Origin of the sequence: Tahibacter aquaticus, from assembly GCF_004363655.1 — a bacterium.
Taxonomy (GTDB): domain Bacteria; phylum Pseudomonadota; class Gammaproteobacteria; order Xanthomonadales; family Rhodanobacteraceae; genus Tahibacter; species Tahibacter aquaticus.
In genome coordinates this window covers 270521-294381 of record NZ_SNZH01000002.1, presented here as the reverse complement: position 1 = coordinate 294381, position 23861 = coordinate 270521, and the positions used below count along the sequence as shown (strand labels likewise).

At 66.1% G+C, this 23861-nt stretch carries 23 protein-coding genes; 9 read left to right on the top strand and 14 right to left on the bottom strand.

The features are described from left to right. Nucleotides 1-36: 36 nt before the first annotated feature. The gene (locus DFR29_RS04125) at nt 37-813 is read right to left on the bottom strand and encodes an ADYC domain-containing protein (protein WP_133817298.1); all 777 of its coding nucleotides are present in this window, start codon (nt 811-813) and stop codon (nt 37-39) included. Nucleotides 814-816: 3 nt separating this feature from the next. Continuing rightward, complete coding sequence (locus tag DFR29_RS04120; protein WP_133817297.1) at nt 817-1182, bottom strand: hypothetical protein; 366 nt, start codon at nt 1180-1182, stop codon at nt 817-819. A gap of 133 nt (nt 1183-1315) precedes the next feature. Between DFR29_RS04120 and DFR29_RS04115 the strand changes: the two genes are divergently transcribed. Further along, nucleotides 1316-1885 (top strand): ECF-type sigma factor, encoded by a 570-nt coding sequence (locus DFR29_RS04115; protein ID WP_166653859.1) that lies wholly within the window; start codon nt 1316-1318, stop codon nt 1883-1885. A 384-nt stretch (nt 1886-2269) separates the two neighbouring features. Here the strand turns inward: DFR29_RS04115 and DFR29_RS04110 are convergent, their stop codons facing one another. Further along, on the bottom strand, nt 2270-2533 hold the full coding sequence (locus DFR29_RS04110; RefSeq protein WP_133817295.1) for a hypothetical protein: 264 nt from the start codon (nt 2531-2533) through the stop codon (nt 2270-2272). Nucleotides 2534-2543: 10 nt separating this feature from the next. Here DFR29_RS04110 and DFR29_RS04105 point away from each other — a divergent pair, with 10 nt between their 5' ends. Together DFR29_RS04105 and DFR29_RS04100 are read left to right on the top strand one after the other, a co-directional pair. Next, a complete protein-coding gene (locus DFR29_RS04105; RefSeq protein ID WP_133817294.1) occupies nt 2544-3377 on the top strand; it encodes a hypothetical protein in 834 nt (277 codons plus the stop codon). A gap of 14 nt (nt 3378-3391) precedes the next feature. Continuing rightward, complete coding sequence (locus DFR29_RS04100; RefSeq protein ID WP_133817293.1) at nt 3392-4363, top strand: hypothetical protein; 972 nt, start codon at nt 3392-3394, stop codon at nt 4361-4363. Nucleotides 4364-4445: 82 nt separating this feature from the next. Here DFR29_RS04100 and DFR29_RS04095 read toward each other — a convergent pair whose 3' ends face one another. From DFR29_RS04095 to DFR29_RS04050, 10 genes are all read right to left on the bottom strand, one after another. After that, nucleotides 4446-4871, bottom strand: a complete 426-nt coding sequence (locus DFR29_RS04095; RefSeq protein WP_133817292.1) for an OsmC family protein — start codon at nt 4869-4871, stop codon at nt 4446-4448. A 75-nt stretch (nt 4872-4946) separates the two neighbouring features. Beyond that, entirely contained in the window at nt 4947-5396 is a 450-nt protein-coding gene (locus DFR29_RS04090) for a TerB family tellurite resistance protein (protein ID WP_133817291.1), read from the bottom strand. Nucleotides 5397-5722: 326 nt separating this feature from the next. Then, on the bottom strand, nt 5723-7549 hold the full coding sequence (locus tag DFR29_RS04085) for an ATP-binding protein (protein WP_133817290.1): 1827 nt from the start codon (nt 7547-7549) through the stop codon (nt 5723-5725). A 13-nt stretch (nt 7550-7562) separates the two neighbouring features. Next, entirely contained in the window at nt 7563-8270 is a 708-nt protein-coding gene (locus DFR29_RS04080) for a PspA/IM30 family protein (RefSeq protein WP_133817289.1), read from the bottom strand. 57 nt (nt 8271-8327) lie between these two features. After that, nucleotides 8328-9185 carry a hypothetical protein gene (locus tag DFR29_RS04075; protein WP_133817288.1) on the bottom strand — a complete coding sequence of 286 codons (858 nt, stop codon included), beginning with the start codon at nt 9183-9185 and terminating at the stop codon, nt 8328-8330. Then, nucleotides 9182-10051, bottom strand: a complete 870-nt coding sequence (locus tag DFR29_RS04070) for a hypothetical protein (protein ID WP_133817287.1) — start codon at nt 10049-10051, stop codon at nt 9182-9184. Before DFR29_RS04070 ends, DFR29_RS04075 begins: the two co-directional genes overlap by 4 nt. A gap of 12 nt (nt 10052-10063) precedes the next feature. Next, nucleotides 10064-10900: an ABC transporter ATP-binding protein gene (locus DFR29_RS04065; RefSeq protein WP_208113501.1), complete on the bottom strand. Its 837-nt coding sequence runs from the start codon at nt 10898-10900 to the stop codon at nt 10064-10066. After that, the gene (locus DFR29_RS04060; protein WP_133817286.1) at nt 10897-11706 is read right to left on the bottom strand and encodes an ABC transporter permease; all 810 of its coding nucleotides are present in this window, start codon (nt 11704-11706) and stop codon (nt 10897-10899) included. The genes DFR29_RS04065 and DFR29_RS04060 overlap by 4 nt, the downstream gene beginning before the upstream one ends. A gap of 362 nt (nt 11707-12068) precedes the next feature. After that, a complete protein-coding gene (locus tag DFR29_RS04055; RefSeq protein ID WP_133817285.1) occupies nt 12069-13781 on the bottom strand; it encodes a phosphate ABC transporter substrate-binding/OmpA family protein in 1713 nt (570 codons plus the stop codon). Between the two features lie 27 nt (nt 13782-13808). Further along, nucleotides 13809-14495 (bottom strand): hypothetical protein, encoded by a 687-nt coding sequence (locus tag DFR29_RS04050; protein WP_133817284.1) that lies wholly within the window; start codon nt 14493-14495, stop codon nt 13809-13811. A 451-nt stretch (nt 14496-14946) separates the two neighbouring features. Here DFR29_RS04050 and olsE point away from each other — a divergent pair, with 451 nt between their 5' ends. From olsE to DFR29_RS04020, 6 genes are all read left to right on the top strand, one after another. After that, nucleotides 14947-15876: an ornithine lipid hydroxylase OlsE gene (gene olsE, locus DFR29_RS04045; RefSeq protein ID WP_133817283.1), complete on the top strand. Its 930-nt coding sequence runs from the start codon at nt 14947-14949 to the stop codon at nt 15874-15876. Between the two features lie 67 nt (nt 15877-15943). Then, nucleotides 15944-16984: an NHL repeat-containing protein gene (locus DFR29_RS04040; protein WP_133817282.1), complete on the top strand. Its 1041-nt coding sequence runs from the start codon at nt 15944-15946 to the stop codon at nt 16982-16984. A 137-nt stretch (nt 16985-17121) separates the two neighbouring features. Further along, nucleotides 17122-18630, top strand: a complete 1509-nt coding sequence (locus DFR29_RS04035; protein WP_133817281.1) for a ricin-type beta-trefoil lectin domain protein — start codon at nt 17122-17124, stop codon at nt 18628-18630. Between the two features lie 138 nt (nt 18631-18768). Further along, entirely contained in the window at nt 18769-19515 is a 747-nt protein-coding gene (map, locus tag DFR29_RS04030) for a type I methionyl aminopeptidase (protein WP_133817280.1), read from the top strand. A gap of 100 nt (nt 19516-19615) precedes the next feature. After that, complete coding sequence (locus tag DFR29_RS04025; protein WP_243745953.1) at nt 19616-21811, top strand: S46 family peptidase; 2196 nt, start codon at nt 19616-19618, stop codon at nt 21809-21811. After that, entirely contained in the window at nt 21808-22548 is a 741-nt protein-coding gene (locus DFR29_RS04020) for a pseudouridine synthase (protein WP_133817279.1), read from the top strand. Before DFR29_RS04025 ends, DFR29_RS04020 begins: the two co-directional genes overlap by 4 nt. Here DFR29_RS04020 and DFR29_RS04015 read toward each other — a convergent pair. Continuing rightward, nucleotides 22522-23805: a S8 family serine peptidase gene (locus DFR29_RS04015; RefSeq protein WP_133817278.1), complete on the bottom strand. Its 1284-nt coding sequence runs from the start codon at nt 23803-23805 to the stop codon at nt 22522-22524. The two genes, DFR29_RS04020 and DFR29_RS04015, sit on opposite strands and share 27 nt — an antisense overlap. Nucleotides 23806-23861 lie beyond the last annotated feature (56 nt).

Below are 23861 nucleotides of genomic sequence, written 5' to 3'. Positions count from 1 at the left end.
TACCGCGCACGCTGCCGGCGTCGTGCGGGAAACCCCTCAGCGCGAGCGATTGAACAGCAAAGCGCCGGCCTTGGCCGCCGAGGCTTCGTCGCAGCGCTGGCCCAGCGCGTCTTTCAGGCGCGGGCAGCGTTGCGCCAGTTCGTCCAGTTCGATGTTTTGCGCAATGCGCGGGTGATGGACGCAGACCGCACCGCCCGGCGCCCAGCCGGCCTCGAAGCGGAAATCCGGCCCGCTGGCCGGCTGCTGCACGCCGTGTCTGTCGTAGATGTCGATGGCCGTGCCGTCGCGCGTCGTGGCGACGCCGTCGCCGCAGTAGTCGGCACGCACCATGTGCACGCAGGCTTCGTACATGTCGGCCATGGGCGTGCCGTCGGGCGCATCGGCCCAGGGCCTGTAGCCCCAGCGTACGCACTTGGCCTGGGCGCCGCCGGTACAGGTCAGGGCGAAGTGCTCGCGGTCGTGGGCATAGCGGCCGGCGACCCAGCGCCCCGGCACCGGAAAGCCTTCGTGATGACCTTCGCGATCGGCTTCGCAAGCCTGAATCCACGCGCCGTCGCCCTGGCGCTGGCTGAAGCGGTGCAGCAGCACGGTACCGCTGGCGTCAGCGGGATCGGGCCGCACCGCATCGATGCGCAGCTGGCGGCCGCCGCCGAGATCGAGTTCGGCGCCGACCAGTTCGGCGCTGCGCAGCACGCGTCCGTCGAGCTGGTACAGCACGAACTCGGTACCGTCGACGCCGAGGCGCGAGGCTGGCGCCGCCGTCGCGGCGGGCAGCGCGGCCAGGCCCAGCAGCAGCGCGAACAGGCGCATCATGGCTTAGCGCGCCGGCGGCAGGCGCACCTGCACCTGGCTCAGCGGCACGGCGGACCAGTCGGCGGACTGCCCATTCGCTGCTTCCGACGCGCTGCCTTGCTGCGCCTGGCCGTTGAGCAGTATGCCGTTGAGGTTGAAGCCGTTCAGGCTGATGCCGTTGAGATTCCGGCCATTGAGCTGGATTCCGTTGAGCAGAATGCCGTTTTCGGCCTGGCCGTTCAGTCGGGCGCCGTTGAGCAGAATTCCATTGAGCAGGATGCCGTTCTCGCTGGTGCCGTTTAATTTGATATTGCAGCCGGCGCAGGCGCTGGCCGAACCGGCGGCGGTGGCGGCAGCGATCAGGGCAAGGGCGATCAGGTAACGCTTCATTGCATACTCCCGTTAGAGGATGCCCCAGCGGCATCTGACTACACGTACGGCATTGCAGTCGCCCAGGGATCATGGTTCGCTACACACCGGTCCAGGGAGGGCCGAACGGGTCGTTACCGGCGAGGGGGAAAGCATGAGCGAGAACGAGATCACGGCCCGCATTGCGGCAGCCAACCTGGGCTCGGCCGAACGCGACAAGGCGCTGAACCTGGTCTACGACGACCTGTTGCGCATCGCCCGTGCCGAACTGGCGCGGCATCGCCGCGGCGACACCTTGAACACACGCGCCCTGGTCAACGAGGCGTATCTGAAACTGTTCGACCGCGGCGACGGACAATACGAAAACCGCAAGCATTTCTTCGCCACCGCGGCGCGCGCCATGCGCCAGGTGGTGATCGACTACGCCCGCTCGCGCCTGGCCGAACGCCGCGGCGCCGGTGCCGAGCATGTCGAGCTGGAAGCGCTGGAAGGCGTGCCCTTGCCCGTGGACGAACAGGCCGAGCAGCTGGTCGGCATGGACCGGGCGCTGCAAAAGCTCGCCCAGCTCGACGAGCGCCTGGTGACGGTAGTGGAGATGCGTTTCTTCGCCGGCCTGGAAGTGAAGGACATTGCCGAATTGCTCGGCGTATCCGAACCGACCATCAAGCGCGACACGCGCGCAGCAAAAGCATTTCTGCAGAAAGAGCTGGCGCTGGGCAGCTGAGCCGCCGTTTGCGGGGTGCCCTGCAGGGCGCCGCTGAGCGCAGCGGATTGCGCCGAACGATCGAGCGATGCTGGCCGGCATCGGCACAGCGCGGTGCAATTCGCTGCGCTCATCGCACCCTACGAAAGCGCCGCCTGCCAAAGGCTTCCTTGCTCGCCGGAAGAGCAACGAACACGCTACGCCGATACAGCACGTAGCGCTTCCTTCGCTTCCCTCGCATTCCTTGCTTCCTTCGCCTCCTTTGCTTCCTGCCTGCCCGCCGCCGGTATTGCGCGTGACGGACTTCCTGTCCGGGGCGCAATGCCGGCACGCTTCCTTGCGTTGGTATCAGCAAGACGCGCGAGCGTCGCGAAAAGCGACATGGTCTGTTACTGGGGTTTTCAGTCAGCTTGGTGAAGACGAACGCGGCGTTTCTGCCGCTTTTGTGAAGCGGTCGACAGGCATGTCGCGCGGTGTTGCACAAATTTCTCTTTTGCCTGAATCGATGTTCAACAGAATCGAAAAACCGTGTTCGTCTTTGTACACATCATCCGTTCGTATAACCGTTGCGTTTTCCCGCCAAGGACGGGACAGGCAACACGGCGAGCCGGCGCAGTTGTTCGGTACGGACTGCACAGCGCGTTCTGGACGCTCGTCAATCATCGACATGGAGCATCAAATGAAAGCGACACGCAAAGCTTTGCTATGCGCAGGCCTCGCCCTGACCGCGCTCGGCGCCGGCGGCAACGCCATGGCGGATTCGGTCTGGAGCTCGGCCATCACCAAATGGGACGGCGACTGTTCTGGTTCGCAACGCGACTGGTGGGACGACATGTGCATGGCCTGGCGCCATGAAATGGACGACCGTGGTTTCGTGCCGGTCTGGCAGAATTTCTCGCTGGTCCGCGTCAGCAAGTATACCGATCCGTCCATCGCCGCCTGGGGCATCGACAACAGCCGCCTGGACGGGCAGGACGCCGGCCTGATCTGCACCCACGGTTCGGTCGACTCCGTCGGCTGGGCCGGCAGCATGCACACCAAGGACCAGGGCGAGTGCAAGCTCAACGTCAACCAGATGAAGCTGGGCAAGGCCTCGGGTGGACGTTTGCGCTTTTTCCACATGTCATCCTGCCAGAGCATGCAGTGGGACAAGCGCCAGGCCTGGTACGGCGTGGCCAACGGCGGCGTGCACGTGATCGCCGGCTTCCACGGCCTGATGTACATCGGTTCGCAGTACGTCGACGAGTACGAAGACCTGGCCGCCGACGGTACCGCGTCCAAGGGCGTGGGCAAGGCCTGGGTCGACAACATGCATCACGTCGACCATTGGTACAACAGCTACAAGACCATCTGCCCGGTGTCACTGGGCTTTGGCAACACCGCCGCGCGTTCCGCCGACGTATTGAACGAACGCTACGCCAGCAAGTGGTCGGACACGGCTGCAAGCTGGGTAACCGCACGCTACATCAGCGGTTGCGATCCCTCCACCGGCGGCGGCGCGCTGCCGAACTGAACGGACTCATGAACATGAAAACTTCCACATTTCGCATACGCGCCGGCTTCTTCGGCCTGGTTGGCCTGCTGCTGCTGGCGCCGCTGGCGTCCAGCCAGGCTGCGGACAGCAATGAACTGGGTTCGCCGGCGGATACGGCACAGCTGTACTCCGAAGACTATGCCCGCCTGATCGAAGCAGCCTTGCCGCCGTTCCGCGCCGAGCTGCTGGCGCGCCGGCTGGAAAGCGTGCGCCTCAAATATCCGGACGGCTACGCTCCGCTCAAGCTGCGCAAGATTTCCGACCTCGAAGCCTTGCTCGGCCTGCCGCATGCCGACCTGACCGGTTCGGACTATGTCGCCAACAAGACCGCGACCTACGGCATCGCCAAGGCCTCGGGCCGCGTGCATTTCGCACGCAATATCGAAGGCGAGCCGCCGATGGCGTTCGCCGACGCACAGCGTTCGCAGCGCGAGATCGAAGCACGCCATCTCGACCTGCTGGAACGCGCCGGCATCGATGCGCAGCAGGTACTGTTCAAGAACACGGGCGTGATGGCGCTGCGCACCCAGGGCACGGACAAGCCCGAAGACACCGCGATCCTCACCGCCGACTCGGTCTTCACCTATGCACTGCGCAACATCGACGGCATGCAGGTCGAAGGCAGCGAAGCCAAGCTGGCCTCGCGCAAGGGTGGCGACGTGGTTGGCCTGAGCCTGCGCTGGCCCTCGCTGCTGCTGCATCCGCAGCTGACCAGCTTCAAGCTCAAGAGCACGGACGAACTAAAGCGCGAACTGCTGGCAGAAGTGAGGAAAGCGGCCAACGGTGCCGTAGTCAACGTGCAGATGGCCGTGGTACTGCGGCCGGTGAAGCTCGATGGCCGCCAGGTATTCGTGCCGTCGCTGAAAGTCGGCGTGCTGCCAAAGGAAGAAGAAGGCGCGATGTTCTACATCGACCTGCCGCAGCAGAAGCTGGTCTACCAGGAAGGCGAGATCAGCGACAGCTGATACGTTGAAGTGAAACTGGGAAAGAGAGGCCGCCCTTCGGCGGCCTCTCCTTTTGTGGCACGCCCCGCCGATGCGATCGCGCTTACGCGTCCAGCGTCGCATCCATGCTGATTTCCGCATTCAGCACGCGCGACACCGGGCAGCCGGCCTTGGCCTTGGCGGCGAGTTCGGCAAACGTAGCTGCGTCAGTACCGGGCACCTTCGCGTTCACCACCAGGTGCACAGCATTGATGGTGAAACCGGCATCGGTCTTGATCAGGCTGACTTCGGCGCGGGTCTTGATGTAGTCGGGCGTGAGATTGCTCTGGCCGAGGATATTCGACAGGGCCATGGAGAAGCAGCCCGCATGCGCCGCACCGATCAGTTCTTCCGGATTGGTGCCCGGGCCGTCCTCGAAGCGCGACTTGAAACCGTAGGGCGCGTTGCTCAGCACGCCGGTTTCCGTCGAGATGGTGCCGCCGCCTTCCTTGATACTGCCTTTCCACTCTGCCGATCCGATCTTCTTCATGCGCGTCTCTCCAGGTTTGGGACGATCATTTAGTACGAATAGCCGTTATGGCCGTGTGGATGTTTCCATTCGGACTCAAGGCGTATTCAGTTCTTTCTGCACTTCCTGCAGCGCTTCCACGTTGCTGATACGCGAGATCTGCTGCAGCAGGTGGTCGGCGACGCTTTCTTCCAGCTGTTCCAGCTCGCCGGCGGATACACCCAGTGCATCGGCGAAGCCCAGTACCTTGGCGCGCTCGGTGGCGGAGTAGCTGCCGTCGGCATGCGCCAGCAGCAGGCAGGAATGCAGCAGGGCAGCCTTCTGACCCGGCTGCTTGAAGTCGTCGACGATGGCGGCGAGGTCGAACGGCATGGCGATCAGGTCGTCGAACGACGCCAGTGCAGCGGCTTCCTGCTGGCAGGTGTCGTAGAAGCCGCGCAGCATCACGCGCTCGGCATCGTGTACGCCGTCGGTCAGGGCGACATCGTGCATGGCGCGCACGATGGCCTGCAGGTGGTGCAGTTCGAGGGTGGTGGGGGTGGTCATGGATGGCTCCTGCTTGAGAGCTGGCGGGAATGGGGACGGGTGACGTAAGAGTTAATTGGCTATAAAGATATTTTGCGGATTTTTCCGGATTGGCCAAAAACCTGGTATTTGGGCAATTCTTGGCGGCGCCCCCTCCCCCCAACCCTGTCCGGCTCGTTGGGTGTTCGGAGGAGACAGAGCCGATAGCTCTGTGCGTCCCCTCCTCACGCCCCACGCGAGCGTGGAGGAGAGGGGGCCAAGGCATTGGCCTCGTGTCTTCATACACCACTGCGCCGTGTGCGGGCGTGAGGGGCGAAGCTTCGGCAGCTTGCACCGCGCGGCATCGGCTAAAGCCGCAGTTCGCGCTTGAGTTCGCGCAGGCGCAGGTTGAAATCCTCCTGGCTCATGTCGCGGTAGCGCGCCGGCAGCATGCTACGGCGCGAGGCTTCGAACACGGCGAGCATTTCCATGTATTCCAGCATGCCCGCGTCGCGCGCCGGCACGTAGTCGGCGATGGCGGCTTCGAAGCAGGCCTGGTCGATGCTGCTGCCTTCGCCGGCCATGTTCAGCGCAAGCAGGCAGACCGCTTCGAGGTCGGCATTGGAATAGCCCACCAGCTTGGCGCTGGTGCTGGGCCGCGCTGCCGCCCAGTCGATGGCCTCGCCGAGCTTGTAGCGCGCGAAGATGGCCTTGAGCACGGCTTCGACGTCTTCGGCGGTATCGGGATAGAAAAAGGGAATCTTGCGGTCGATGCGGCCGGCGCGCTTGATGTCGATGTCGAGCTTGTCGGGCCGGTTGGTCATGAGGATGAACAGCACCTGGCCACGGTTGTCCGGGTCGCTCATGAATTCCTTCAGCCGCGCGATCACCCGGGACGAGGTGCCGCCGTCGGTGTCTTCGGACTGGCCGCCGAAGCTGCGGTCGCCTTCGTCGATGATCAGGATGATCGGCCCCAGGGCCTTGACCATGCCCAGCACTTTTTCCAGGTTGGCCTCGGTCGAACCCACCCATTTCGAGCGGAAGTTCTTCAGCGTGACAGCACTGAGGCCCGAGGCCTTGACGAAGGCCTTGGCGATGAAGGTCTTGCCCGTGCCCATGGGACCGACGAAGAGCAGGCCCATCGGCACGCGGTGCTTGTCGCCGCTCTTGATGGCTGCGGCAATCTGCATCAGTTCGGCCTTGATGCCTTCGGCGCCGCCGACCGCTTCCAGGCCGTGGCGCGCATCGACGAACTCGATCAGGCCGGCGCATTCCTTCTCGATGATCTCGCGCTTGCGCCGGTGCACCAGCTCGATCACTTCCGCATACGGATCGCCTGCGTCGGTTTCCGGCAGCGGCAGGTCGGGATTGATCAGGTGGCGGATTTCTTCCGTGTCCATGCCGCGCGTGATGCCGGCCAGCTTGGCGGCGCGCTGTTCCGCGTCGGCACTGCTGCCGAGCAGGGAGCGGATCAGCTCCAGCCGGTCCTTGTCGCCCAGGGCGTTGTCGGCCGAGCGCGGCGTCAGCACCTGGGCAATCTGCACCGCGCGCAGGCCGGCGCTGTGCTCGGCCAGGCGCTCGACATTGTCCTCGTGCATGCCGGTATCGACCTTGCGGATCACCGCGGCGCGCTCGTCCAGGTCGGGCAGCGGAATTTCCACCGCAGCCACGCGCGGGTTGGCAACGATCTTGGCATTCAGCTCGGCCAGCGATTCGCTCAGCAGGAAGACGACGTTGTCCTTGCTTTCCAGCTCCGGGCTCATCGACCAGCGGTGCAGGCGGATCGCCGCCATGCGGTCGGCCTGGGAGAGGAAGTTTTCCTCGCCCGGCGGGGCGATGCTGCCCGCATAGCTGATGATCAGCGCTGCGCTGTGGCGCAGCAGGATTTCGTGCTCGATGTCGGCCAGTGCCTCTTCCGGCGGCTTGTTCGGCCGCACCGGCTCGGTGCCCAGGGCGCTGGTGCGCTTGGCATAGCGCACGCCGGCCGAGGGGTCGTAGACGAGGATGGTGTCCTTGTTGTCCTTGAGCAGCACCTCGGCGAGGAAATCCACCAGCGAATAGAACTCGCCGCCGTGCAGGATTTCATCGAACACGTTGTGATGCAGGATGAACATCGACGCCTCACCGCCGATGTATTTGCGCCGGACCGTTTCGGCCCAGCGCGGCAGGGGTACCGCAGGACGCGACGCGGCCATGTGTTATCTCCTTTTACATCTGTTTACCGGCGGCCGCCTGGGCGGCGCGCTGGCGCTTGAGTTCGTCGAGCTGGGCACGCGCCGTGATGGAACCGGACTGCTGGCGCAGCTTGTCCAGGCGCACGTCGAGATCGGAATCGCGCAGTTCCTTGCCCAGGTTGGCCTCGGAAATGGTGTTCTTGATGTGGTCGCGCACCTTGTCCAGCGCCTGTACGTCGGCTTCGACGCTGAGGCCGTCGAGCTGCGACTGGATCTGGATGCGCGCCTGCGCGCTCTGCATCTTGGCCAGCATGCGGTCGCGTTCGCCCTTGAGCTTGTCGATCTCGCTCTTCACCGACAGCAGCGCGTTCTTGGCGTCGTCGGCGTCGACCTTGGACTGCTCGGCTTCCGCCGCCAGTCCGCTCAGTTCGGCTTCGACCGCGCTTTTCTTCTGCAGCAGTACCAGGGCCAGGTCGTCCTGGTTGGTGGCGAGGGCGGCTTCCAGATCGCGATTCACCGCTGCCAGGCTTTGCCGCTCGGCTTCGACGCGATGATCGATCTCGTCGCGGCGGCGGATGATCGCAGCGGTCGCGCTTTTCAGCTTGGTGTATTTGCCGATCAGGCTGTTGATCGCGTTTTCGTAGGCGATCTCCGGGTGTTTTTTCTCCACGTCGGCAATCCACAGCGACACGAAGCCGCGCCAGAGATTGCCGAGTCGGTCGAAGAAATTGATGCTGGCCATGATGCACTGGTCTCCGTTGCAAGAAGGACGTGCGCCGCTGCAGCGCAGCGGTGCTGGTTACTTGTTCACCGATTCAAAGAACTGGCGATGGTCGTTGGCGAAGGCGATGAAGCCCTGGATCAGCTGCTGCTTCAGCGCCAGATGATCGGCTTCGGGCGTGAAGCGCAGGGCCAGGCGTGCGCCCTGGGTGGCCCAGTCGAAATGATCGGCCTCGGCCGCGCCGCCATGGCCGGAATGGATCGCGATCCAGTGGTAAGCCACGTGCTCCTGGCCGGCGATGGCGATGCGCGTGGTCAGCAGCTGCTGCACCAGCTCGGGCGCGGACTGGCGCAGGGTTTCGTCGATGATGGAAAACTCGCGGTCGGCCAGCAGTTCCGAACCCAGGTGGTAGCCGATCGCGGCGAAGATCGACGGCAGGTCGTCGGCGCTGTGCGCGCCGTAGCCGCGCGCCACGCGCAGGTTGAGTTCGATGAGCCAGTCCGGATCGGCCAGCAGCTGGTTCACGCCGCGCGCGTCGGCCAGCGCCGGCACCTGCACGGCCTCGATCTGCAGCAGCCCCTTCAGCGTGGCCTGGGCCAGGCAGCGGTGGCTGTCGCGGTGCACGCTGTCGTGGTCGTCGAATTCGTCGCGCGCCGCATCGAAGAAGAAACTGCCGACATAGACGCTGCGGTCGGCCAGTGCGGCGATGGGCTCGTCGCGGTCGAGAAACAGGCGGCGCGAGCGGCCGATCTTGCCGGCCAGCGCGGCCACGCCGGAACCGAACAGGCCGTTCCAGCTGGTATAGCGGCCGAGGAAGCGCAGCCGTTGCAGCGGATCGTACAGCGCGGCGCGGATGGCCTCGTGCACCAGGCGCTCCTGCGCACTGAAGTTCACCAGGCTTTCCAGTTCTCCACGACTGATCTTGTTCACATTCACGGTTTTACTCCCTGGCGCGCCGCGCCGATGACGCGCGCCGCCGCCGGTTGCACCAGTTTTTCGATTTCGGCGCCGTAGCTGGATTCCAGCTCTTCTTCCAGCCGCAGGCGTTCTATCGCCTCGGTCAGGCGCACACCGCCTTCGGCCGCGGCGGAATTGGTGATGATGGCCTGGTAGATTTCTTCCACCGCATCGGGCAGCGACAGCAGCGCGGCTTCCACCGCCGACTTGCGGCTGGCCAGGCGGCGATGGCGCAAAAGCAGCTCTTCCAGATCGCTGCGCGCCTTGCGCAGGCTGCGCTCGTCCTCGGCGCCTTTTTCGATGCGTGCGGTGATTTCGGCAATGCGCCGCTCCACGTCGCGTTCCTTGACCGAATCCTGGCGTTCTTCCATGGACAGCTCGGCCAGCCACAGGCCGAGGAAGTCGATGCCGGTGTCCTCGATGCGCTCCAGGTCTTTCTCGCTCAGCGCGCTGCGCCGGTGGCTGCCCATTTCGCGCAGGCTGCGCACGCGTTCCTGCAGGTTGCGGTAGATGTCCCAGCGCGGATCGTGCTCGGTGCAGCGGCGGGCGATTTCGCCGCGCAGGTGCATGGCCGCGGCTTCGCGCCGTTTCAGCTTGAGCTTGAGGTCGACCTTGGCGCGGAAGGTCGACGAGGACGGCACGAACATCGCCGCGATCGCCTCGCCCGCGGCAAACGCGAGCAGCGGCAGGATGGCACCGGGTGCGCCGTAGGGAATCGACAGGAAGGTGCTGCTGGCCAGGGTGGCCAGGAACAGGTTCACGTTGAGCGGCGTGGTCAGCATCGCCCAGAGGTAGGACGGCTGTTCTTCCTCGCTGCCGCGGTTCCAGGCCGGATCCATCGTCACGATGCCGCCCTCTTACACCGACACGCGCAGGCTGGCGCGGCCGGTGCTGGCCGCATGCAGCTGCGACAGGATGCGTTCTTCCATGCGCACGGCTTCAGTGGAGCGCTGCCAGGTGACCGAACGCGGCCGCGGTTCGAGGATGGCGAAGTCATCGGCGATCTTGGCCGGCTGGGTCGACAGCACGACGACACGGTCGCCCAGGGTCAGCGCCTCGGTCACGTCGTGGGTGACGAAGACCACCAGGCAGGGATTCTGTTCGTAGATCTGCACCAGCAGCTGCTGCATCTCGGCGCGGGTCTGCGCATCCAGCGCACCGAAGGGTTCGTCCATCAGCAGGATGCGCGGCCGCAGCACCAGGGCGCGGGCCAGGGCAACGCGCTGGTTCTGTCCGCCGGAAAGCTGCGACGGCAGGTGCTTGCGATGGCCGCTCAGGCCTACTGCAGCCAGGGTCTCGTCGAGCCGGCGCCGGGCTTCGGCGGCGTCGATGCGCGCGCGCCAGTGCTTGAGGCGGAACGGAAAGGCGACGTTTTCCTCGACCGTCAGGTCGGGCCGGTTGGCGTAGCGCTGGAACACCATCACCGCGTCGTCGTGCGCTTCGGTGCAGGGCACGCCGTCGATCAGCACCGTGCCCGAGGTCGGCGTGGCCACGCCGATCGGCCGCACGCCACCCATCATGTGCAGGATGGTCGATTTGCCGCAGCCGGACGGCCCCAGCAGCATGTTGATGCCGGGGCTCAAGGTCAGCGAAATGCCGTCGACCACGCGCAGCACGCCGCTGCCGTCCTTGGTCGGGTATTCCTGCACGATGTCCTTGAGTTCGATGCTGACCGGGTTGGCGGGCGCGCTCACAGCTTGGTCTCCCAGGGGTACATTTTTTTCTTTATATACTGCATCAGCTGGTAGCTCAGCAGGGCGAACGCGACGATGACAATGATGCCGGCGAACACCTGGTCCATGGCGGAGAAGCGGCGTGCGTTCTGGATCAGCTGGCCCAGCCCTTCGCGCGCGTTGACGTATTCGGCCACGGTGATATAGGTCCACATCACCGACACGCCGACGATGACTGCATCGGCGATACGCGGCATGGCCAGCGGCAGCACCGCATGGCGTACCGCTTCCATGGGCGTGGCGCCGAGATCGCGCGCCGAGATCCAGTACGCCTGCGGCACGGCGCGTACCGCGTCGCGCACCATCGGAATCAGGTAGACCACGGCACCGACGAACAGGAACAGGATCTTCATCCACTCGCCGATGCCGAACCACATCACCATGATCGGCAGCAGCGCCACGACCGGTGCGGAGCGGAACGGATCGATCAGCGGCGACAAGGTTGCATTGAGCTTGGGCGACGCGCCCATCAGCACGCCGATGGGAATGCCGATCGCGATGACCAGGGCGCCGGCGGCGAGCACGCGACCGACCGACCATAGCGTCGCATTGAGCAGCAGGCTGCGCTGGTTTTCGCCGTCCCAGGCCAGGTAGACGAAGGCCTTGGCCACCTGCCACGGCGCCGGCAGCTTGTTCGGGCTGACCAGGCCGGTGCCGCTGACGATGGCCCAGAGCAGCAGCACGGCAACCACGGCGCCGATGCCCAGCGTGCGCGTGGTCTGGGCGCTCAGCGGCGCGTAGGGGTTCCAGGTTGTGGGTTCGCTCATGTCGCTACCTTGCGCGTGGAAATTTGCGGTATGGCGGTTCAGGCCAAGCCGCGACCGTTGGATGCGACCGCCATCGGCGCTGCAGATTCGCTACGACGATCCAGCGGTACGCCGTGCGGCAATGCCTGCCCCCTCACCCAACCCTCTCCCCCAAGCGAGCTTGGGGAGAGGGCTTTGAATCGTCGATACCGTCGCACCGCTGTAGCTCCCTCTCTTCCAAGCTCGCTTGGGGGAGAGGGCTGGGGTGAGGGGGCAGGCGCTCAGGCTTGCGACACCGTTGGATCGTGTTGCCGCACGCCGAGCGAACCGAACTGACAATCCCGCTCCGCGTTCCGCTCGCGTAGCGGGCTACCCGCCGAACCTCAGCGCCGCAATACCGCCGCGCGCGTCGTGCGGTTTATCGCGCGGCAGTCTTCCAGGCTGAGGTTTTCGTTCTGCGGTGCGCTCTCGTTGCACAAGGGCTTGTCCGGCCCGTTGCCGGTCACGGCGAAGCGGGCGCGGTCGAATTCCCACTGGCTGACCAGGTAATCGACCACGGCCTGGGCGCGGGCGCGGGAAATGCGCATGTTGGCTTCGCGCGCACCGGTGGAATCGCTGTTGCCCGAGATGTCGAAATAGGCCGAACCGTTGTTCTCGATGAACGGCACCATTTCCTCATCGATGATTTTCTGCGACCGCTTGGTCAGCTCGGCCGAGCCGCTGGCGAAACTCACCATCACCGGCTTGGTCACGGCCGGTTCCTGCTTGGCCACCTGCTGGCGTTCCTGCTCGGTGAAGGTGAACTCCGGCTTGGCCGCAGCGGTTTGCGCCGCCTGGCTCTTGGCCAGCAGGTTGCGGATATAGCGCAGGTCGATCGAATCCTGCGGCGCGATCACCGGCGAATTCGGATTGGCCAGCGCGCCGGCCTTGCGGTAGATGCCGTCGAAGCGGCGATAGACGCGGTCGTAGTGGTTGGTGCCGCCGGCCAGGCCGAAGATGCGCGCATTGTCTTCCAGGCCGGTCCAGACCAGGTTTTCGAACAGGCTCTTGACGAACGGGCGGCCCTGGTCCTTGGCCAGCAGGGAGAAGAACTCCTCCGTGCGCACCAGCGCATCGACCGCTTCGTCCGGCGTCTTCTTGGCCGCATCCACGCCGCTCATCCAGCCGCTGACGAAGGCCTGCAGCGTGGCTTCGTTGGCCGGTTCGGACAGCACGCGGTTGTCGCAGACGATCACGTCGTAGATCAGGTTGGTGGCTGTGCGCGTGGAATACACCACGTGCGCGCCGGGTACGTTCTTCAGCGCGAGGGAGAGGTCGGGATCCCACAGCGCGACCGCATCGACGCTGCCGGCTTCCAGCGCCGCGCGCACGCCGGCAGTGCCTTCCTCGGCATTGATGTAGACGTAGCGCACCGAGGATTTCTTGCGTGCGGTAAGGCTGGAGTTTTCCAGCGCGTCGATGGTCATGCCGTCGGACGGGGTGAACTGCAGCAGGGCGATGCTGTGGTCGGCCAGGTCTTCGACGCGGGTGATGGCCGGGTTGCGCGAGATGATCGCGTCGGCGCCCTGGGTATTGTCCACCGCCATGATGGCGCGGCCGTCCAGGCCGGCGTTGCGCAGATTGGGCTGTTCCTGCGCCCAGAAATCGGATGTGCGCCAGGCGCAGTGGGCGGCCTTGGATTCGAAGATGGTCGACAAGGTGGGAATGTCGTCCTGGATGACGAATTCCACGTTCACGCCGGCCTGGGCGAACAGCGAGCCGGCCTGGGTCTTGAGCGACTTGCCGTTGGCCAGCAGCGCCGGCGCATAGCCGTGGAAGCTGACCAGGCTGACCTTCAGCGGGTTGCCGGCCGAGCCCAGCGCGCCGCCGGCCGGCGCAGCACTAGCCGGCTTGGCCGTGCTGGCGGGCGTCGCGGCAGGCGTGGCCGCGGTCGTGCTGCCCGTGGCCGGCGTGTTCGGTGTCGCCGCCGGGCTGGCCGGACTGGCGGCCTTGCCCTGGACGATTTCCTTCAGGCCCAGGTGCCAGGCGGCAGCGGCAGTACCGCCGAGGATGATGAGGGTGACCAGACCTTTGGCGAGCGGGGTCATCTTGGCCATGGTGGCTCCGTTGGCAGGGGGGTTCGATCAGGTGCCCGGGTGAGCGCCGCCGCCAAAGGTGGCGGCCAGGCGTTTCAGGCGTTCGCTTTCCGCATCCAGCCGCGCGACTTCGCGCAGGCAGGCTTCCTTGGTTGCCCGGGCAGCATTTTCCAGGGCACTTTTTTCTTCGGTGGCGCGCGTGACTTCGCGCTCCAGCAGCGCTTCCAGGTCGGCGATCTGGCTGCGGATGCGGCCTACCGCGTCCTGCTGGCGCTGGTCGCGTTCGGTGACGGCGGCGCGCGCCTGTTCCAGCGCGGCGCGGGCATGTTGCTCCAGCTGGCTGCGCGCACCGAGCAGGGCGCGGCTTTTGCGCTCGGCGTCGAGCAGGGCATCGTCGATGGTCCAGGCATCGTCGGCGGCGTCCAGCGCACGCACCGCGGCGATGCGTGCCGGCGGCTCCAGCGCGGCCAGGCCGTCGAGGATCTTGAGCAGTTTTTCCGCACTGAACGGTGCGGCAGCGACCGCCTGGTCGGCATAGATCTGCTCGAACGGCCGCTGTTCAACCAGTTCGCCCAGGGGTTGCTGCGGTGCTGCCTCGGCGACGGGTGCGGGCGGCGTGTCGGCGCTTGCCGTGTCCATCACGACATCGCTGACGCTGGCCGGTACTGCAGCCTCGTCCACGGGTTGTTCCGCCTCGTCCAGTTGAACAAGACCGGCTTTTTGCAACGCACGCATGAATCGGCTCAACGCGATCTCCCCATCGCCCCACGGCTTTACCGCTGGAGTGTAGGCGATCCCGCCACGGCTATGCGCGCCGCAACGCCGGAACTGCCGTCTCCTGATCAGCCCAATAAGGTCAGGTTGCAAGGTCTGCAAGGGTGACGAACGGGACAGACGCCTGCGCGGGCAACGGTGCGCAGGGTCCGGCCGTAACACATTCTTTGCATAACGTCGCAAGGCGCGGTGGCGAACACATGACTGTCGTGCGGCGGCAGGACGCGACCGCCGACGCCCGGGCAGCAGCCCGGGCCTGGCGCAGCGCCCTGAACGACGATCGACCCGGCACCTGGCCCGCGCAGCGTCGGCAACGCCCGGACATTGCCGCTGGCGCAGCGCTGTGTTTGACTGCCGGCGTCAGCAGCGGCGGGCGCGGCGTCCGCTGCCGCACGAAAAAACGGGGCTACCGATGGACCTGGGCAAAACCTTCCGGCAACCGCTGGAAGCAACGCTTTCGTATACCTTGTGGCCGCTGTTGTACGGGCTGGGCCTGTACGGCTGCTACTTTGCCTTGTCCAGCCCGCATCCGCTGGCCTGGTTCAACCTGGTGTATCTGTCCCTGGTCGGCGCCATCGCAGCGCTGGAACGCTACATGCCGCACGAACCGCTGTGGCTGCAGGACGACGGCGAGACCGGCGCCAATCTCGCTCATACATTGTTCACAAAGGGACTGGTGCAGATCGGCGCCGGCCTGGCCGCCACACTGGGCATGGCCACGGCCAGCGCAGTGCAGCCCGCAACCCACCCCGCCGCCGGCCTGTGGCCGTCGGACTGGCCGCTGTTCCTGCAAGTGGTGCTGGGCCTGGTCGTGGCCGAGCTGGGCCTGTATGTGGCGCATCGCATCGCCCACGAATGGCCGGCGTTCTGGCGCTTCCATGCCTTGCACCACAGCGTGGAACGGCTGTGGGTGATCAACACCGGCCGTTTCCATATCGTCGATACCTGTTTCAAGGCGCTGCTGGGCCAGGTGCCGCTGTATCTGCTGGGCGCGCCGCTGGCGGTGTTTCTCTGGATCAGCGCCGTCACCGCGATCACCGGCCTGCTCACCCATTGCAACATCGTGCTGCGCACCGGGCCGCTGGACTGGATCTTCTCCACCCCGGCACTGCATCGCTGGCATCATTCCAAGGTATTGGCCGAGGGCAACCGCAACTACGGCGAAAACCTGGTGCTGTGGGACCAGCTGTTCGGTACGTATTTCAATCCGCCGCGGCGTCCGCCAGCCGACATCGGTATCCACGGCCGCATTGCCAGGGGTTTCCTGGCCCAGCTGGTGCAGCCGTTCCGCGCCGACGGCGTGCGCGAGATCATGAGCGAAACACCCGAACACAAGACCTGAGGGTTTTGTTGCCGCGATTGCGTACTGGTACCTGTCCGCGGCGTTAGCCGCTCACGTGCCGATTGCCATGTCCCGATTCCTGCTTCGCTGCGCCGCCGCCGGCGCCTTCCTGATTGCCGCCTGCGCCCAGGCCGATGTGCTGGTCGGCGAGTTCCGCGGCAGCAACCCGACCGATGTCGGGCCGCTGCTGCGCTTTGCGCCGGGCCAGAACGGCAACGTGGCGCCGCTGTCGGCGCTGACCACCAACCTCGGCGGCCAGGTGCTGGTGACGCCGGTCTATGCCACCTACGAGCCCAGCGAACGGGTGATCTACGTGGCGGATTTCTACGGCAAGGCCATCCGCGTCTATCCGGCCAACGCCAGCGGCAATGTCGCGCCGCTGCGCACGATCACGACCGAATACCTGGGACAGCCGCGCCAGCTTGCCGTCGACGTCGCCCACAACGAAATCCTGGTGCCGGTGATGGGCTGCTGCATAGGCACGTTCGCGCGCAACGCTTCGGGCAATGTCGGCTTTCCGTCGCGCCTGATTTCCTGGGGCGGCATTGCCGGCAATGTGACGCGGCTGAATTCGCCGATCAGCGTGGCGCTGCTGCCAAATGACGAAATCGCCGTGATCGACAGGGCGGTTATCAGCGGGGTCTCGCACACGGTAGTGCTGATCTTCGCCCGCACTGCCACCGGCAACACCGCACCGCTGCGCACGATAGAAGGGCCGAATACGCGGCTGGGCGAGTTTCCGGGCGGCATCGCCTATATTCCGCAGACCAACGAAATCGCCGTCGCCGTGCAGCAGAGTTCCGCCTGGCAGATCGTCACCCTGCCCGCGTCGGCCAGCGGCGATGTGTCGCCCACGCGCGTCATCGCCGGCAGCAACACCACGCTGGAATCGGTGACCGCGGTTGCCTACGAACCCTCGAACGACCTGCTCTACGTCGCGACCGGCGCGTACAGCTCGAACAATCCCAAGGTGATCGCATTCCCGCGCACCGCCAATGGCAATCTCGCGCCGGTGCGCACCCTGGCCGGCAGCAACACCGGCATCAGCCAGCCCTACGGCCTCGTCGCAGTACCCAACGACGCGCTGTTCGCCAACGGTTTCCAGTGACGCTGCTGCCGGTGCTGATAGCCGGCGGCACTGCTGCGCGCTAGCTGTCTGGGCCGGCGACGAACACACAAAGTATCCAACTAGCCTTTGTCGTTGCCGGCCATTGTCCAGTTGCCGACTTCGCACAGGTGCTCGTCATGTCCCTGACTTTATCGTGTAGAACTTTCAACACGCTGCTGGTGGCGGCTGCCACACTGCTCTGCGCCAACGCCCAGGCGCGCCTGCCGCTGGTAGCCGAAGCGGCGCAGGCCGGCGACCGCCTCGACCAGGTCTACTACGCCCAGCCGCACAACACCTACCAGCACAGCAGCAAGCTGACCAACTGGCTGGACGCGGGCTATCGCACGGTCGAGCTGGACGTGATCGACCGCGGCGACTGGGAGAAAGAGGCGAAAGGCCCGTATGTCAGCCACGGCGCCAGTCCCGGCAATGCCAATTGCAGCGCCGCCAGCGACGACCGCCTCGGCAACTGTCTCGATGACGTCGTGGGCTGGCTGGACCGCAACACGGCCAACGTCAGCGTGCCCATCCTGGTATTCGTCGACATGAAGGCCAGCTGGGATCCGGCCAGTGCCTGGAAATCCGACGAAGTGGCCACGCTCGACGACTTTGTCCGCAAATACCTCGGCAATCGCCTGTTCACCTACCGCGACCTGCTCGCCACGCTGGGCGCCAATCCGAACCGCACCGGCCTCAAAGCGACCGGCTGGCCTACCCTGGCCACGCTCAAGGGCAAGATCATCGTCGTGTTCACCGGCGGCCATCTGGGCGACGTGAATGCACGCATGAATTCGGCGCGCAAGATTCTGAACGGGCAAAACCCGGCCGGCCCGGTTTCTTTCCTTTGTCCCGATGTGGACAGCAGCGATCCGGACGAGATTTCCGGCGCGATCGACAGCATCGGCGCTACCGACTCGGCGTTCTTTTTCTGCGCCAACATGAAGGGCGGCAAGCATGATCAGCTGGTGCTCAACCGCTCGGCTGAATACCGCCAGCTGATTCACCAGTGGAGCACCGCCGGCGATTTCGCCAAGACGCCGGAAGCGGCCAGTGATTCCGCCAGCTATCCGTCCAGTTACATCGCCGTCGCCCACGGCGCCAGCGCGATCGGCTGGGACGTCACGCAAGGCCTGAGCGACAACAGCGTATTCCAGCCGAGCTGGCTCAGCAGCATTCCGCTGGTGGCGCGCCGGCGCAGCCTGCCCGGCTATTTCCAGCTGCACACGCCGACGGCCGGCGGCGGCAAATGCGTCGACGTGAAGGGTGCCAGCTACAAGAACGGCACGGCGCTGATTCAGTACACCTGCAATGCCAGCGCCGCGAACCAGCAGTTCGTCTACACCGCCGAAGGCCAGCTGCGGCCCAAGGGCGATAACCGCTACTGCGCCGACATCGACGGCGGCAAAGGCAAGCAGGGCGCCAAGCTGCATATCTGGGGCTGCGACGGCGGCGAGTCGGAGCGCTGGGCCGTAACGCCCGACGGCCGCTTCGCCAACCGACACGGCGACTGGCGTTTCTGCATGGATTTGCTGAATGCCGATCCTGCCGACGGCGCGCCGCTGGTGCTATGGCCGTGCAATGCGGCCGATGCGGCGCAGAAGTTCGATCCGCAGGCTGTGCCGGAGTGGAACCAGACCGTTTTCTGAGCAGACTGCTCGGCGCAACACGGCCGCCGCAGTTTTGGCGGCGGCCGTGGACATGACACAATTGTCCGCACGATCAATAGCCTGCGATACCGCTCCAGCAGACCATAGACTGCGCCGCTGCACACAGGAGCGGCTCGCGTGACCATCCAGAATCAATCCGATATCGAAGGTCTGCAACGCATAGGCCGCGTGGTGGCGCAGGTGCTGGAGCACATGCTGTCGGCGATGCAGCCGGGCATGACCACGGCCGAGCTGGATGCCATCGGCGCGAAGCTGCTGGCGGCACAGGGCGCGCGTCCCGCACCCGCCCTGACCTACGGCTTTCCCGGCACGACCTGCATCAGCATCAACGAGGAAGTGGCCCACGGCATTCCCGGCGCACGCGCGATCTGCGCAGGCGACCTGGTCAATGTCGACGTATCGGCCGAGCTGGATGGCTATTTCGCCGATACCGGCGGCAGCCGTTGCGTGCCGCCGGCGACGGCGCAGAAATTGAACCTGTGCCATGCCACGCGCCAGGCGCTGGACGCAGCGCTGCAGCAGGCTCGCGCCGGCGCGCCGCTGAACCGCATCGGCCGTGCGATTGAGCAGGTGGCGCGGCGGCACCGCCTGCGCATCATCGAAAACCTCGGCAGCCATGGCGTCGGCCGCGCCCTGCACGAGGAACCCGAGCATATTCCCGGCTATTACGACGCCAGCGACCGGCGCGTGCTGAGCGAGGGCATGGTCATCACCATCGAACCGTTCCTGTCCACGCGCAGTACCTTTGTGGAAGAAGCCGCCGACGGCTGGACCCTGTGCGCCGCGCACGGCAACCTGGCCGCGCAGTACGAACACACGCTGATCGTTACCCGTGGCGCGCCGCTGGTGGTCACGCGGGTCTGAAATACCGGCGGGAATTTCGCCACTGCAGGCCGAACCGCACTACCGGCGAACGCGGTGGCATTGCTATTGTGTGCGCCGTTTTGTCCACCGGAAAACCTGCATGCCGTGCATTCGCCGCCTAGTCCTTGCGCTCAGCCTCAGCCTGGCCTTGCCCGCCCTGGCGGACGAAGGCATGTGGATGGCCAACCAGCTGCCGGAACTCGCGCCGCAGCTGCGCGCCGCCGGTTTCAGCGGCGATCCGGCCGCCCTGGCCGACCTGACCGCGGCGCCGCTGAATGCGGTGGTCAAGTCCGGTGGCGGTACCGGTGCCTTCGTCTCCGGCCAGGGGCTGCTGATCACCAACCACCATGTCGCCTACGGCGTCATCCAGTACAACAGCAAGCCCGAGCGCAACCTGCTGGAACAGGGTTTCGTCGCCGACAGCCAGGCGCAGGAATTGCGCGGCAGCCCGGATTTCCGCGTGCTGGTGACCGAGCGCTTCGATGCAGTGACCGAGCGCGTGCTCAAGGCCGCCGCCGGCAAGAAAGGCCTGGACTATTTCGATGCGATCGACGCGGCCAGCAAGGCCATCGTGGCCGAATGCGAAGCCCTGCGCGGCCGCCGCTGCAGCGTGGCGAGCATGGACTACGGCAGCGCGTTCTATCGCATCCAGCAACTGGAATTGCGCGATGTGCGCCTGGTCTACGCGCCGCCCGGCGCGATCGGCAAATACGGCGACGAAATCGACAATTTCATGTGGCCGCGGCATAGCGGCGATTTCACCCTGCTGCGCGCCTATGTCGGCGCCGACGGCCAGCCGGCCGACTACGATCCGGCCAACAAGCCCTACGCGGCGCCGGCGCATCTGCAGATTGCCCGCGACGGCCCCAGGACCGGCGATTTCGCCATGCTGGCCGGCTATCCGGGCATCACCTACCGGCATCGCCTGGCGCAGGAATTCGCCGAGCGCATCGGCTGGGGCCTGGGCGCCAGCGTCGATGCGCTGGACGCACTGATCGCCATCGTCGAACGCGAAGGCGGCAAAGATGCCGATGCAGCCGTGAAATACGCCAGCCAGCTGGCCAGCCTGAAAAACAGCAGCAAGCGTTTCAGCGGCGAACGCAGCGGCCTCTTGCGCAGCGACGCGCAGCGCAAGCGCGCCGACAACGAAGCCGCCATGCTGCAATGGCTGCAGCAGGAAGGTAAAAATCCCGATTGCGCAAAAGGCCAGGACTGCCTTTCCAGTGCCGAAACCCTGCGCCGCATCGAGCAGGTGCAGGCGCTGCTGAACGCGGCCAGCGCCACGCGCGAGCGTGACCTGGTACTGGGCCTGATCCAGTCGCAGACCCAGCTGCTGCGCGCGTCGATCACCCTGCAGCGCCTGGCGCTGGAACGCGGCAAGCCCGATGCCCGGCGCGAAGCCGGCTACCAGCGCCGCGACGAGAACCTGATCGAGGCGCAGTTGCGCCAGGTGCAACGGCGCTATGCCAGCGGCATGGAACAGGCCTTGCTGCTGGAATTGCTGCGCCGCTATCGCGCGCTGCCACCGGCGCAGCACGTGGCTGCCTTCGATACCGCATTCGGCAGCGACGAAGCCAGCGCCAAGGCGGCGCTGGAACGCCTGTACGGCGCTACGCGCCTGGGCGACGAAAACTTCCGTCTGGAACAGCTCAAGGCCGAGCCCGCGGCAGTACGTGCATCCGACGACGCCTTGCTGGCGCTGGCGGCCACGCTGCAGCCGGCATTGCTGCGGCTGGAGCAGGAGCGCAAGCAGCGCGAGGGCGAGCTGATGCGCCTGCGCCCGGCCTACATGTCCGCGCTCAAGCGCTGGTATCGCAGCCAGCAGCGGCCGCTGTTCCCCGATGCCAACGCCACCTTGCGCGTTTCCTACGGCCGCGTCGCCGGCTTCAGTCCCCGCGACGGCGTGGTCTACGAACCGGTAACCACGGTCGCCGGCATTGTGGAAAAACATACTGGCAAGGAACCGTTCAACGCACCCGAGCCACTGCTGGCGGCCATTGCGCGCGGCGATTTCGGCGACACGCGCGACCCGGCGCTGAACACGCAGACGGTGAATTTCCTCACCAACCTGGACACCACCGGTGGCAATTCCGGCTCGCCCGTACTCAACGCGCGCGGCGAACTGATCGGCCTGAACTTCGACAGCAACTGGGAATCGGTCAGCGCCAGCTGGTGGTTCGACCCACGCTACAAGCGTGCCGTACATGTCGACATGCGCTATATGCGCTGGCTGATGGAAAAGGTATACCCGGCACCGGTGCTGCTGGGCGAGATGGGCCTGGGCCCGGCGCGATGAGCGCGGCGCCACTGCCGCTGCTGTACCAGGACGATGCGCTGGTCGTGGTGGACAAGCCCGCCGGCATCGCCGTGCACCGCAGCAACCTGGTCGGCGCCGACGACGACTACGTGATCGACCGCCTGCGCGCCCAGGTGGAAGGCCCGCTGTACCTGGCGCATAGACTCGACCGCGCCACCAGTGGCGTGCTGCTGGTCGCGCGCTCGCGCGAGATCGCCGCCGACCTGGGCCGGCAACTGATGGAACGGCGCGTGCACAAGCATTACTTGGCGGTGGTGCGCGGCTGGCCCGAGGAAAGCGGCAGCATCGATCATCCGCTCAGCGGCGCCAGCCTGAAGGGGCCGGCGAAAGAGGCACGCACGCATTGGCAGCGGCTGGCCACGACCGAGATCGCCATCGCCATGGGCCGCTACGAACAGCAGCGCTATGCCTTGCTGCAGGTGGAACCGGAAACCGGCCGCTATCAGCAGATCCGCCGCCATTTCGCCCATGCCTCGCATCACCTGGTCGGCGACACCACGCACGGCCGCGGCGATCACAACCGCCTGTTCCGCATCCACTGGTCCATGCACCGGCTGCTGCTGCATGCCTGGCGCCTGGGCTTTGCCCATCCGCTCACGCTGCAGCCGCTGTGGATAGAAGCGCCGCTGGATGCGAGCTGGCAGCGCATCGTCGCGGCGTTTGGCTGGCAGGCCGCGCTGGATGCGGTTTCAGTCGCTAGCACGCCGGGAACATAAGCCGGCCGCCGGGCTGAGCGGATCGCCAAGGAAAGCCAGATCCAGCATACAGACCGGCGCTTGGCCGGGGTCGGTGCCGTAGCGGCAGTAACGCCCCGTCTGCAGCAATACCTGACGCAACTGCACGGCGCTGCAGTCGGCATAGCGCGGATCGCGCCAGACCAGCGCCGCCGCGCCGGAGACGATGGCCGCCGCCGCGGAAGTGCGGTCGAAATGGGCGTAGTCGCCGGCGCAGCCGGCGCTGCCCGCATGCGCGCTCGCCACGCTGGTACTGCATACGGGCGGACCTTCGTCGCGCTCGGGCGCCGGCGCACCGATGTCGACCGTGCCGAAGCCACTATTGGAATTTTTGGACAACGCACCGTCGTAGCGGCGCGCCTCGACCGTGAGCATGGCCTCGGCGTTGAACGAGGCCGGCCAGCGCGGCAGGCGCGCGATGTCGGCGCCGCTGTTGCCGGCGCTGGCGACCAGCAGCAGTCCGGCATCGCTGGCCGCCTGCAGGGCTTCGCGCAAGGCATTGCTGCGCGGCGGCACCTGGGTGCCCAGGCTCATGTTGACTACGCGCAGCGGCGCTCCGTCGGCGCCGCGATAGGCGATGGCACAGTGCAGCGCCGCCGCCAGGCGCAAGTCGCCGCCGGCACCGTCGATGCGCGTGTCGATGGAGACCAGCTCGCCGACCTCGGCCAGCCCGGCCAGGCCGATGCCGTTCTCGCGCACGGCTGCGATCAGGCCGGCCACGCGCGTCGCATGCCAGCTCGCGGCTGCCGGCAGCGCGCGCGGACAGCAGTCCTCGCCGCCGCAGCTGCCGTCGGCCGGGCGCTCGCGCGGCGCGATATGCACCACAGGCGGCAGGTCGGGATGATCGTCACGCACCGGTCCGTCGAGAATGGCCACATGCACGCGCGGCGCACGCTGCGGCACATGGATCGCCCGCCAGAGATTCTCGTTGTAGGTATGCAGCGGATCGCTGCCGATGCGGTTGGCCGGGACGACCGGCGCCGCAGCGGCCGGCTCATCGCTGGAGTCGGCGGAATCCACGCCGGGCTCGTCCTCGTAGCCGGCCTCGGGCGGCTCGCTCTGCGTGCAGGGCAAGGCCGCGACCGTCGCGGTCGAGTGATGCGCCGCCAGCGCCGGTACCCCGCGCGGCGGCACGACGACTGCGGCCTCGTAGCCAACCGGCAGCCGCGCCAGCAGCCACACCAGCGACAGCAGCAGTACCAGCAGGCGGCCAGGATCGACGGCACGAGATTGCGGCATGCGAGCCCCCCGACACGCGATGCGGAAACTGCCGGCGACCTTGCCGGCCGGATGCC